Genomic DNA, 13,236 nt, shown 5'->3' on the forward strand with positions numbered 1-13,236 from the left:
TAAGGCAGAAGAAAATATTAAAAAAATCAGGGTTGTATTATTTAATTTAATACACTAAAGTATTCCAGCATTGGCTAAATGAAAGCTTTAAATTTCTAAAAGTATTAGGTTTACTTAAACTAGGGAAAAAATGTTTCGATTCATGGAGATTTGGCGTAGAAGTAGAGTATTAAATAAAAAAACGATTAAGATTTGTAGTAATAGTATTTATTTCGATGCTAATTGGTATCTGGAGCGTTATCCTGATGTAAAAGCTTCCGGCCTAGATCCGCTGTTTCATTTCGTAAAACATGGCGCATTAGAAAGACGCGATCCTGGTCCTAATTTTTCAACTGCCGATTATTTACTCGAGTATCCTGAGTTAGAAAAAAAAGGAATCAATCCTTTAGTGCACCTCGAAAAAACGCGTAAAAAGTTGTGGAATACTAAAAAAAATTATCAAGACTGGGTTAGGTTATATGACACTATAACGAATCGAGATAGAAACTATATTAAGGAGAAGATAGCCACTCTAAAATATACGCCTACTATTTCTATAGTTCTGCCCGTGTATAACACACCTGAAAAATGGCTAAAACTAGCTATCAATTCTGTTTTAAAACAACTCTACCCTTATTGGGAGCTTTGTATTGCTGATGATGCTTCTTCTGCTACTCATGTAAAAGAAATTTTAAGTGATTATGTTAAAAATGATTCGCGCATTAAGGTCATTTATCGTGAAACGAATGGCCATATTTCTGAGTCTAGTAATAGTGCATTACAATTAGCGACAGGCGAATTTATTGCTTTATTAGATCATGATGATGAATTATCGGAACATGCATTATATAAGATCGCAGAAGAATTAAATGATTATCCTAATGCAGCATTAATTTACAGTGATGAAGATAAAATTGATGCTCAGGGAACACGCTGTGAACCTTATTTTAAGTCAAATTGGAATCCAGATTTATTTTATAGCCATAATTTTATTAGTCATTTAGGTGTTTATAGACGTTCGGTAATTAACGAAATAGGTGGATTTCGTAAAGGCTATGAAGGAAGCCAAGATTATGATTTGGCACTTCGGGTTATTGAAATTATTACGCCAGATCAGATTCGTCATGTTCCACATGTTTTATATCATTGGCGGATTGTTTCGGATTCAGTGTCAAATTCAAAAGCATATACATGTGAAGATGCAGCAAGATATGCAATTCAAACACATTTAGAGCGTCAAAAGGTAATTGGTGCCCAAGTAGTCCAAAATCCTTTTTTACCAAATTTTCATCGTGTTATTTATCCTTTGCCTACGGTTCAGCCTTTGGTGAGCATAATTGTTCCCACAAAAGATAAAGTAAATGTGCTTAAATGCTGTATAGAGAGTATTCTTAAAAAAACTGAATATTCCAATTTTGAGGTGCTTATTGTTGATAATCAAAGTCAACAACAAGAAACACATGCTTATTTTGAACAATTAAAGCATAATCAAAAAATCAAAATTATTTCTTATCGTAAACCCTTTAATTATTCAAAAATCAATAATTTCGCAGTAGCACAGGCCCAAGGAGAAATAGTACTTTTTCTCAATAATGATACCGAAGTTATTTCTTCTAGTTGGTTAACAGAGATGGTTAGTCAGGTTATAAGGCCTGAGGTTGGAGTGGTTGGCGCCAAACTTTATTATCCTGATGATACTATTCAACATGCAGGTGTTATCGGAGGTTATGGTTTAGTAGCTGGTCATATATTTTCCAGGTGGCCTAGAAAAAAACATGGCTATATGGGAAAGGACTCATTGTCACAGAATTTTTTGGCGGTTACGGCTGCATGTATGGCTATGCGGCGTGCTGTATTTGCAGAATTAGAGGGGTTTGAAGAAAATACTTTGGCAGTCGCTTTCAATGATGTCGATCTTTGTTTGCGTGCTTATAAAAAAGGTTATAGGATTCTTTGGACCCCATATGCCGAATTATATCATTATGAATCTTTAACAAGGGGGAAGGCCCAGACCGAAGAAGAAAAGGCCCAAGAAAAAAAAGAAGTTATTTATATGGTGAAGTATTGGAGTGATTTACTGCAAAACGATCCATTTTATAATCCTAATTTAAGTTTATCATGCAGCTATTATTCTTTGGCATTTCCTCCTAGACGTTCTAAAATTACAGCTCCTGTCACTGTTATCGAATCAAAAGAGAGGTATTTAGCTACCGAGAGTTTTGCTGAGTCTTTACTTGATGCTCAGGGTTCATTTGTGGGCAGTCTAATTCCCCCCGCCGAATTTGATAAAGATTATTATTTAACACTTTATCCTGATGTTGCAAATGCCGGTATAGATCCTTATTGGCATTTCATCAATCATGGAAAGACAGAGGGGCGAAGAGGAAGCCCTTTTAACTTATATAAGGATGTCATTCCATTTAACGATACAAAAGAAACCGTGCTCTTAGTAAGCCATGATGCGTCTAGGACTGGTGCACCAATACTTACTCTTAATATTGCTCAAGAATTAAAAAAACAATTCAATATAGTTATTCTGCTTTTAAACTCTGGGAGCATAACTTCATTTTTTGAACAAACCTGTAATACTATAATAAGCATCGATAGATCAATTCATTCGAATAAGGTTTTTACAGACAATTTGGTATATCAAACAGTCCAGCATTATAATATTCAATTCTCAATTGTTAATTCTATTGAGTCATTTTATGTATTGGAGCCCTTAGCGAAACGTTTTATTCCTAGTATCCTTTTAATTCATGAGTTTGCAACGTATACACGTCCTCATTGTAAGTTTATGGATGCTTTCTTGTGGGCGGGAAAAATAGTTTTTCCGGCTAAAATTGTTCAAGATAATGCCATCAGTAATTACACGCAAAATGGGATTCATTTGACTCATATATTTTCTCAAGGTAAATCAAATATACCTACAGAACCTCATCATGAAGCTGATATTAAAAAAGACAGCCTATATGATAATTATCAATCCCAGTCTAAGCCTTTTTTAGTTTTAGGTGTTGGTTCGGTACATTATCGAAAAGGAGTTGATCTATTTATTGCAACGGCAGCAGAACTTAAGCGATCTTACCCGCAATATAATATTAAAATGTTATGGGTTGGTTCAGGATATGATCCTGAGCATGATATTTCTTATTCCTGTTATTTAGCAGCACAAATTGAACGCTCCGATTTAACGGGTCACTTTGAATTGATTGATGAAGTTTCTAACTTAGAGGCGTTGTATCAACAGGCCGATTTGTTTTATTTGTCCTCTCGTTTAGATCCCCTGCCTAATGTGGCTATTGATGTCATGATACTTGGAAAACCTCTGATTTGTTTTGATCAAGGAACTGGAATAGCTGAGATCTTACAGCAGGATTTCAATACTGCTGAATGCATCATACCTCATTTAAGCATTATTAAAGCAACACAAAAAATTGTTCAACTCCATCAATCGCCCGAATATTATTCTTTAATTTCATCAAAAATCAAAACAATCGCTCAAAATAATTTCAATATGGCTGGTTATGTTTCTAATTTGCTGCTTCTTTCGAAGAATCAAAGCTCGCTGGTAAGGCAAGAAGAACTTGATTGTATTACTCTAGAAAGTTCCGCTTATTTTAAAGAGGATTTCTTTTTAAAAACGGGTGTGAGTAGACAGGAGGCTATACGAAAATATGTTCGATCTTGGCATAGTAAAGTAGGTTTACTTAGAAAACCAGCACCAGGATTTAATCAAACAATTTATCATATTTATAATCCAGACAGAGGGGGGATAGTAGAGCCCTTTGCCGACTATCTTCGTTCGGGAAGGCCAGAAGGACCTTGGCAGGAACAAGTAATTACTCCAAATGATAGTTTTATTATTCATGAGAAAAAAGTACGATGCGCTATTCATATCCATGTTTTTTATGCGGATCTTTTAAAGGACCTCATGGATCGGATTCAACTTAATGAAACAGCTTTTGATGTTTATGTCAGTACTAATGAATTCTTATTCGAACAGGTGTCTCAAATTTTAGCAGATTACCAACAAATTAGTACTAAAGTTAGAATTGTTCCCAATAGAGGTAGAGATATTGGCCCATTGATAAGTGAGTTTGCTGATGAATTACAAAAATACGATGTAATCGGCCATTTCCATACTAAAAGAAGCTTAGACATTAAAAATGCTCAATTTGCTCGTGATTGGTTTCTTTTTCTTATAGAAAATTTGTTAGGCGGCCAACATTTAATGGCTGATCGAATTATGAATGAATTTAAAAAGGATGTAAAAATTGGTTTAGTTTTTGCTGATGATCCGTATTTATTAGATTGGGGAAAAAATAGAAGTTTTGCTGAGGAATTAGCAAAGCAAATGAAGCTTTCTGATATACCCGATCATCATTTTAATTTCCCTGTAGGGACTATGTTTTGGGCAAGACCTGAAGCAATTAAACCTATATTTGAATTACAATACTCATGGGATGTGTATCCTGAAGAGCCATTACCTTATGATGGTTCGATCTTACATGCAATGGAAAGACTTATTCCAATTATTGTATCAAATCAAGGATTTACACAGGCATTAACTAATATACCCGGTCTAACACGTTAATTTATAAGTTGATCTGAATTTATGAAGATATCTGATCTCAATATCTTAGTATTAGGTGGTAATGGCTTTATTGGCTCTCATTTAGTAGATGCACTTGTGGAGCAAGGCTGCTCAGTCAGAGTATTAGCACGCTCATCAACCCCTGCCTATTCAATCAATATCAATGCAAAAAACTTTCAGTATATTAGAGGTGATTTTGCTAACGAGTTAGATATTGCCAAAGCGATGCAGGGTTGTGATATCTGCTTTCATCTGATTTCTACTGTCTTACCAAAAACATCTAATTTAGATCCTATTTTTGACTTAGAAACAAATTTAATAGGGTCGGTTAGATTATTAAATCATGCAGTTAAGGCAGGGATAAAAAAAATTATTTTTCTTTCATCAGGAGGAACGATTTATGGTGCTCCATTGTATCTGCCGATTGATGAGAATCATCCTACAAACCCCATTTGCTCCTATGGTATTGCAAAGTTAGCAATTGAAAAATACCTGGCGTTATATAATCAACTTTATGGCCTTGACTATACAATATTGAGATTATCTAATCCATTTGGGGAAAGGCAACGCATTTATTCAGCACAAGGTGCTATTGCTGTATTTTTGAGAAAAGCTTTATATCAAGAACCAATAGAAATTTGGGGCAATGGATCAATTATAAGAGATTATATCCATATATCAGATGTAATAAAAGCAATGCTTAAGTCTATGACTTACAAAGGATCAGAGCACATATTTAATATAGGATCAGGAAAAGGAATCAGCTTAAACGAAGTACTCAATGAAATTGAAATCACTACTGGAAACAAAGTTGAGCGAACTTACACACCAGGTAGGAGATTTGATGTATCAACAAGTATTCTTGGGATTGGGCTTGCGGTACGAGAACTTGAATGGAGTCCAAGTGTAACATTTAAAGATGGGCTTAGGCATATGGTAGATTGGATTCATGAAAACCAATATAAGGAAATGGATTTCAGTGTTCGATGACATATAAAAATCATTACATTTGAAAGGAAAAATGTGTTTATTCATTCAGTTAGCTTTAGGTGATTTATATTCCCAAATCCAAATAATCAAGAATTGGCAGAAGTTGTAATAATATCAATTTTATATAAAAATAAGTTGTAATTTATAATAAGGACAGTTTTAATGTTAGGAATACTTTCAATTAGGGAACGCTTTTCAGCCGTAATTGCATCCTTTGTTCTCGCTATAGTAGCTCTTTTTATTAATTTCAATTTAAGTTTTTCTCCACATTATACGGATTTTATAGTGGGCAACATTACATGGGGTGCTCAAACAAAACTGCAAGATTTAATTGCTGTACCATTGTTTATAACTGTTCTATTTTTGGGATTTTTATTGCTTCAATTGGCACTCGCGAAGCAAAAACATATATTTGGTAATGAATATACTAATAAGTTAGCAAGCCAGTTTCTTTGGTGGTCATTGCCTTCTATCATTTCCCTTTCTAGTCTTTTTTTAGGTAAATCGATGGATAAGCAGTTAATTTACCTATCCGCTGTGGGTATCATAGTGCTAGGAGTTAGTGTTTCTTACCACACTTGGAAAAACGTAGAAACCAATCCACTTGTCATTAGTTTATGTATGTTAATGGTTTTTTTAATTGGTTTTTTTCCAATAGAGACTGCACTTTTGTTGGGCCGTTTTTCAGTAGTTAGTAATGTTAATCTGGATTATTATGTAAAAATAATGCACATCATTTGGGGAGTTGGTACTCTATTTATGATGTTGTATTCAATTAAATATCCAAAAAAATTAAATCAACTGCTCACCCAACTTGTTTTTATTGGTCAAATCGGGTTACCAATACTTTTTCTTACATTGTATCCCGCTAATCTTTTGAAACCTGACGGTGCTTTAACACATTACCAAACACAAATATCTCTTAAAATTCTTGTGTTAATCATGGTTATCTGGGGGATATACGATGTAGTAAATCGATATTGCAAGTATAAGTATACTTCTGAAGATTGGCTCAATATTTTTTCTCCAGTAGCTTTTTTTGCCTTATTTCTTGGATTTAAAATTGGAATCACTTCTGCGCCGTTAATTAACCCTGACGATTATCATTTTGGAGAAAAACTGTTAGGTTGGTGGTCTTATATGAAGGGCTCACTTCCGTACGTGGACTATATACCTAGTCATGGATTGATTGATGATGATTTAGGTGCTTTTATATCTTATTTTTTTTATGATGGAAGTGCGGCTAGTATATCTGAAGCCTCCCGCCTTGGATTTGCGATTTTATCATTTTTTGCATATATGTCCTTATATCTTTATTCAAGAAGTATTCCTTTAGCATTAGTTTCTTGTTACTTTGCTGGAATTCGATTCAGTTGGCTCTTTTTGACTCCATTTATTTGTCTCTGGTTTAGTGAGTTTTTAAGAAAAAAACCGGAGAATTGGTTGAGTGTCTGGATACTTACAGCCCCATTTTTGATATTGGGAGTACCCCCACAAGGGTTTATATTGGCAGCCGCATCCGGCATCATGGTTTTATATTTCACATGGATATTACTAGTCCACTCTAAAAAAGTAAGATGGAAAAATATTATATTATCATTGCTTTTTTTGGCCATTTTAGGGTTGACAACGTCATTGATTCCATTGCTTAAAGCTGCAATTCAATATGTAATAGAAAATGGAGCCATCAATCAAGAGGCTTATGGAATTCCTTGGGTTAGCAGCTGGAACATGGAAAGTGGTAGTTTTTTATTGGAATTGATCCGTAATTCTTGGATCCTCATTCTTATGGGGGCTCTACTTTTAATGTACTCAAGTACAAAAAATAAAGAATTGCGTGAAAGTGTTTTATTACCATCTATGGTGACTCTATTATTTTTTGTTTTATTAATTCCATACGCAATGGGGAGAATTGATCCACAAGCTATTTCCAGGCCAGGTCTAGTATCTATTTTTGGATGGTCAATTTTTATCCCTGTTTTAACCTGGAGTTTAATCAAACCATATAATAGAGTGCTTTTAATTTTAGTGGTAGCGTCAATGGGGGCTCTTGAATATGGCTCGTCTATTTCTTTAAATGCGTTTATTTCAGCAGCGACCTCAAAGGTTCCTACAGGCCTGCTCCGGGATGGGCCTAGTTCTGGTCTCCCTAATGTTGGTTATGCTTTCGTTGAAAATGAACATTGGGAGCGACTGATTAAGCTTAATGATTTGCTAAATAAAAAATTAGCACCAAATGAAACTTATCTTGATCTAACGTCTAGAAATGCTCAGTATTATTATTTAAATCGAAAACCTGTGGTGGCTATAACAGCACCATACAATATGGTTTCACCTTACCAACAAAAGAGAATAACAGCACATCTTTCTTTAAATCCACCAAAAGTGGTTCTTATTGAGGGAGCTAATATAATACATGATGGAGGCGGGCTGGCGCTTCGTAATCCATACTTATATCGTTTTGTAGTTGATAATTATCTACCCAGATATGAAAACGGCTTTATTATCGGTGACCTTAAGACTGATAATAAAAATCAGCATACACCATTAATTGATGTTGAGCTTAAAAATTTTACAGATGTTAATTGGGAGCGAGGAGTAAATCGTAATAATGCTGCTGTAATTATTGATAATCCTTTTTTAATTACGCTTCTTAAAATTGGTACTAAAGTACGAGTGAGTAGTAATGACGTTCGATCAATTACCAATATATCTCCTGAAAACAATACAATCTGGTTTGATGGCCCAGTTTTTGATCCTACCCAAATAGGTTACCCACATCGAATTGAAATTGAAAATGATACTCAGTTTGATCAAGACTATAGAAATTTATTATTTGAAAAAGCATTTGCTCATCCTGATCTTCATAAAATACCAGTTGCGTGGGGCAACTCTGAAAATACCTTAAAGAAAAAAATGAATCTAGTTAAAAAATTCGACAACATTACTCCTTCTTTATATGAAATGAGTGTAACAAAAAATGGTTATGAAATTACTGGAGCCGATCCACAGTTAATATTTGATATAAGTGGCTATAGTGTATCTGGACATAATGCAGGCCTTTTGCGACTTAATTTCTCATGTGTGGATAGACAAGGAGAGCCTAGGTTGCAAATATTCTGGTGGGGAGATAAGGAGGGAGGCCCATCAGAAACCGCAAGTATAAAATTCACTGCGGATGATGGAGTATTAATAATACCACTGGATTCTTCGTCACGATGGTTAACATTGAATCAAATCAAAGGAATTAGAATCGATCTTGATAATGCAGTGGCTTGTAAAGCAATTACTGTCAATAACGTTGGTTTATATCAAAGGAATTTTAATTTGTTATAACGTTTGTTAATCAAGATACTATCTATTTGCGTTATGGGAGAAACTAGGTGATGAATATATTTCATCAAAAGAGACTAGTGGGGGTTATCAGTTTAGGCTTGATAATAGTTATAAGCACTCTTATTTTTTCAAATAATATCACTAAAAGTGCTTCTGAATTTCAATTTCGCTCTTATCGAGATGGTTCAGAAGCCCTTGTTTTAGGAAAGATTTTTGCTGATTTAGAAAAGATATCTACTAATCAAGCGAATCTGGGATTTATAGAAAAGGATAAAATAACAAAAAATGCAAATGTATTAGCAAGTTACATGCGAATTGATCATCCCAATATTTTAGTTCCTGTAGATATTAATGATCCTAATTGGGTTCATGGTTTTGGTGTTTCTACTTCTGTTTTTTTGTTAGCACGAGCACAGGTCGCGAAATTAGGTTATGCAGAAAATGAATTAAAGAATGGACAGAAAATACGTTTTTCTAATGGTGAAACAAGAATCATAACAAAAATAGAAGTAAATGATGCGTTTATACAGGTCTATTATTCCGGTGTAAAAATTCCTTTTACCCAGCTTACATTTCCCAGTCAAATAAAAATATTGGATAAAAGCAACTATGTTTTTGATGAATACAAATCTCAATATGGATTGCGAGGGATATTTTTTTCATGGCTTTATAAACATTCTTATTTTTTTTCGACAGTTTATTCACTCCAATTTTTATGTGCTGCCTTAACTGCAATGGTGCTCATTTTACTTTGTCGAGAATATGGATTAGTCTTTGGTAGAGCATTTGGTGTAATATTTGTAGTTTCTGTCTTAGAATCACCTTGGATTGTATCAATTGCACGAAATCTATATTGGGTACCATTTCTTTGGTTTTTTCCTGCACTAATAACAACGTGGATATATAGGTATTCTAAAGACTCGAAGAAAATTGCTTTTTTATATATTCTCTTTTTTTTAGCTATTTTTTTGAAAAGTTTGGCTGGCTATGAATATCTTTCATCTATTGTTCTATTTTCTCTGAGCATTTTTTTTGTAGATCCTTTCTGTCCTATTCCCAAATATAGTATTACAAGTACAATTAAAATTATTGGTGTTCTTTTTGTTTTAAGCGTTTTAGGATTTAGTGCTGCTTTACTTTTCCATGGGAGTATCCGAAGTGATTCAATTATTAATGGGATCAAGAACATATTTCAAAGCGAGGCAATAAAATATACACAATTAAGCAAAGTTGTTGGCAATATTTCTCTTGGTATGGATATGACTCTTTGGGATGTATTAAAAAAATATATCGCTCATTGGGAGAGTCCTGTTATCTTAAGATTAAATAATTCATTTGTTTTTCTTACATTAATTATTTTTACATGTATTTCAATTGCAGTGCAATATCTTATTTCTGATAGCTTAAGACATAGAGATCTGGCCCTAGTAATCTTTATGTCGCTGCCGCCACTTAGTTGGTTAATACTTATGAAGGGCCATTCGGTTATCCATACTCATCTAAATTATGTACTGTGGAATTTTGGATTTTTACCTACAATTATTTTTGTTGCATGGAGGGGCTTGATTTTACTAATTACCAATCATCAAAGAATTTTTTCCTATCAAATATTATTAAAAGAAAAAAAATATTAAGTTTAAAGATGTTGCTGTTTTCAAAGGAATATAATAATGGCTAGAGTAATGTTGTCTGATTTTGAAAATAGTAGGACAAATAATTTCACTGTTTTAAGATTAATTCTTGCTTGGATTGTTCTTATGGGACACTCTTTCCCGATATGTGGAAAAGGTTCTGATTTCATTTCTCTTTTGATTATGCCCTATGCATGGATTGGGAGTATTTCAGTTAGCCTTTTTTTTGCAATCAGTGGCTATCTTGTAACTGCTTCGTTTATAAAGCGAGGTATATTTACTTATTTAACATCAAGAATTTTTAGGCTGTATCCCTGTGTTATTATGTACTCATTTATTATGATACTAGTTATTGGTCCTCTGAGTACAGATATACCGATTTTAGATTATTTTCAAGCACACCCATGGCCGTATTTGTTAAATTCGTATTTATGGGAGTGGAATTATAATTTACCCTATGTTTTTAACAGTAATCCTCTTTCCACTACTAATGGATCTGCATGGACTTTACCTGTTGAATTAAGATGTTATGTATTAGTGGCTTTTTTGGGACTACTAGGTTCATTTAATAGGCGCATAAAAGCAAATATTATATTATTAATAGTACTCTTTATTATAAAATTTCACTTCTCATATCTTCTGATTTTTAGTGAATTGACAAGAGCAGAAGAGCCTCTTACCTATTTCATTCTAGGCTCCCTATTTTGGGTGAACCGACACCTCATTCCGCTTAATTGGTTTATTGCCACCATTGGATTTTTCTGTCTTTTTCTTGGGGTTAAGCTCAACATATATCCTTTTATTGCTCCCCCAATAATCACATATCTTTTATTTATGTTAGTGTACAAAACACCCCATTTAAATGCGGATAAATTTGGAGATATTTCTTATGGAATTTATATTTATGCATGGCCTATACAACAGATGGTGTGGGCTCCTGGACAGAGTGCTTATATGAACATAGTATTCTCAACAATTATAGTTGTTCCTTTGGCATACATTTCTTGGTGGTATATAGAGGCTCCCTCTTTAAAACTACGTTATACACTTGCAGAAAAAATAAAAACTTTTAAATTATTAGGAGCAAATTTCATTTTTAATAAAGAGTTATCTCCGAATTTGTCTTTTTCTGAACGTAATTTTAAACTTCAAACTTTAGATAGGAAACTGCTAACATTTTTTTGTATTTCATTTATTATGATTGCATATACCTATTCCGTTTACTCCATTAACTTAAAAAGACCATCTATAACTCCGTATTATCTAACTGATCAAAATTGGTTAAATGGCATAAATAGAAATGTAGCCGGATTTTTTGTTAGAAACTCACCATTAAATATGGAGTTATACAAAATTGGTAAATTAGTAAAATTTTCTGATGGAGTTTCAAGAGAGATTATTCAAGTAGGAGGCACCGCTACTTATTTAAATATATTTTTAAGTGGAGCTCCTCTAGATGGGAAAAAAGTTGGTTTTCCACATAAAATCGAAGTTGTTTAGTAACCAATTATCATTGCTAATTCATCTAATTACCAAATATACAGATGATTTTTACTTACTAAAGCTATAAATCAGCGATAAGGTAATTGATAAATTGACTTATTTTATATTTACAGATTAGAATGACCTAGATTTTTAAAAGGCTATACCCACTAACATTAAGTATTCTGGGGGGGTAAATGGATTTTTTCCCGATTTTCTTTTCTGTCGTTCTTGTTGTGCATAATCAGTCGGATCAAATCAAAAAAATTGTAATGGATGTTAAAAATGCTATTTCTGACTTGGTTAGTGATTATGAGCTGATTATTATTGATAATGCTTCTGAGGATGAGAGTATTACTACTCTTAAAACCCTTACAGATCAGAATGGATTTCCTAATCTTCAGGTATACGCGTTAACCAAACGTGTTGATACAAATACAGCCTCCTGGGTTGGTTTGGAAAATGCTTTAGGAGATTTTGTTGCGGTCATTGATCCATTTATAGATGATATTAACTTTTTGCCTGAAATGCTTAATAAAGCTGTTTGTGGTGCTGATGTGGTTTTTGCAAATAATAATCAAAAGCCCAAGGAAACCTTTGCTTACCGCTGTGCTTTCTTAATGTTTAACAATCTTTATAGATGGTTCAACGGTGTTAATTTGGCTAAGGAAGCACCGCAATATCGTATTTTAAGTAAGCGAGTCATTAATTTTATTCTTCAGCATCCTCAGCCGGCAATTACTTATAGACATCTGCCAGCTACGGGAGGTTTTACACGAGTTAATCTTAATTACAGTGCAATGCCAAAGATCTCACATACTAAGCGATTAGGGGAGAGTATTAATAGAGGTGTACGACTATTAGTTTCCACCACTCAAGGGCCAATGCGTTTAGTTACTTCGCTTTCTTTGTTTGGTGCTATAGCTAATATTTTCTATTCGGTATATGTTGTCCTCATAGCATTTATTAAGTCAAATGTTACACCTGGTTGGGTTAGTCTATCTCTCCAGCAGTCAGGAATGTTTTTTTTAATTTCTTTGGTTTTACTCGTCCTGGGAGAGTATATACTACATATGACGCGTCTTTCCAATGATGGTCCTCTTTATAATATTGCTCAAGAGTTCACTAGCTCTCGCTTGCTTCGTCATGAAAAATTGAACATTGAAGAAGTAATGTCAAAACCGATTCATCGAGCAAATAAAATTCCAGAGGTAGTCTAAA

6 protein-coding genes are annotated in these 13,236 nt (G+C 33.7%); all 6 read left to right on the forward strand.

The genetic code is table 11. The features are described 5' to 3' along the window. Positions 1-130 precede the first annotated feature (130 nt). The 6 genes from Lsan_RS21440 to Lsan_RS05745 all read left to right on the forward strand — a co-directional run bounded on the left by Lsan_RS21440 (position 131) and on the right by Lsan_RS05745 (position 13,235). Positions 131-4,576, forward strand: coding sequence for a glycosyltransferase (locus Lsan_RS21440; protein ID WP_083505091.1), 4,446 nt, complete (start codon positions 131-133; stop codon positions 4,574-4,576). A 21-nt stretch (positions 4,577-4,597) separates the two neighbouring features. Beyond that, entirely contained in the window at positions 4,598-5,566 is a 969-nt protein-coding gene (locus Lsan_RS05725; protein ID WP_058513539.1) for an NAD-dependent epimerase/dehydratase family protein, read from the forward strand. A 162-nt stretch (positions 5,567-5,728) separates the two neighbouring features. Further along, positions 5,729-8,902 (forward strand): hypothetical protein, encoded by a 3,174-nt coding sequence (locus tag Lsan_RS05730; RefSeq protein ID WP_058513540.1) that lies wholly within the window; start codon positions 5,729-5,731, stop codon positions 8,900-8,902. 50 nt (positions 8,903-8,952) lie between these two features. After that, a complete protein-coding gene (locus Lsan_RS05735) occupies positions 8,953-10,536 on the forward strand; it encodes a hypothetical protein (RefSeq protein WP_058513541.1) in 1,584 nt (527 codons plus the stop codon). 36 nt (positions 10,537-10,572) lie between these two features. Continuing rightward, positions 10,573-12,033 (forward strand): acyltransferase family protein, encoded by a 1,461-nt coding sequence (locus Lsan_RS05740; RefSeq protein ID WP_058513542.1) that lies wholly within the window; start codon positions 10,573-10,575, stop codon positions 12,031-12,033. 179 nt (positions 12,034-12,212) lie between these two features. Next, positions 12,213-13,235 carry a glycosyltransferase gene (locus Lsan_RS05745; RefSeq protein WP_058513543.1) on the forward strand — a complete coding sequence of 341 codons (1,023 nt, stop codon included), beginning with the start codon at positions 12,213-12,215 and terminating at the stop codon, positions 13,233-13,235. Position 13,236: the final 1 nt, after the last annotated feature.

The organism is Legionella santicrucis, assembly GCF_001468135.1.
Lineage (GTDB): Bacteria > Pseudomonadota > Gammaproteobacteria > Legionellales > Legionellaceae > Legionella > Legionella santicrucis.

Coding starts and splice junctions, on each gene's coding strand:
- Lsan_RS05745 (WP_058513543.1), top strand. CDS start 12,213: ATGGATTTTTTCCCGATTTTCTTTTCTGTCGTTCTTGTTGTGCATAAT.
- Lsan_RS05735 (WP_058513541.1), top strand. CDS start 8,953: ATGAATATATTTCATCAAAAGAGACTAGTGGGGGTTATCAGTTTAGGC.
- Lsan_RS21440 (WP_083505091.1), top strand. CDS start 131: ATGTTTCGATTCATGGAGATTTGGCGTAGAAGTAGAGTATTAAATAAA.
- Lsan_RS05740 (WP_058513542.1), top strand. CDS start 10,573: ATGGCTAGAGTAATGTTGTCTGATTTTGAAAATAGTAGGACAAATAAT.
- Lsan_RS05730 (WP_058513540.1), top strand. CDS start 5,729: ATGTTAGGAATACTTTCAATTAGGGAACGCTTTTCAGCCGTAATTGCA.
- Lsan_RS05725 (WP_058513539.1), top strand. CDS start 4,598: ATGAAGATATCTGATCTCAATATCTTAGTATTAGGTGGTAATGGCTTT.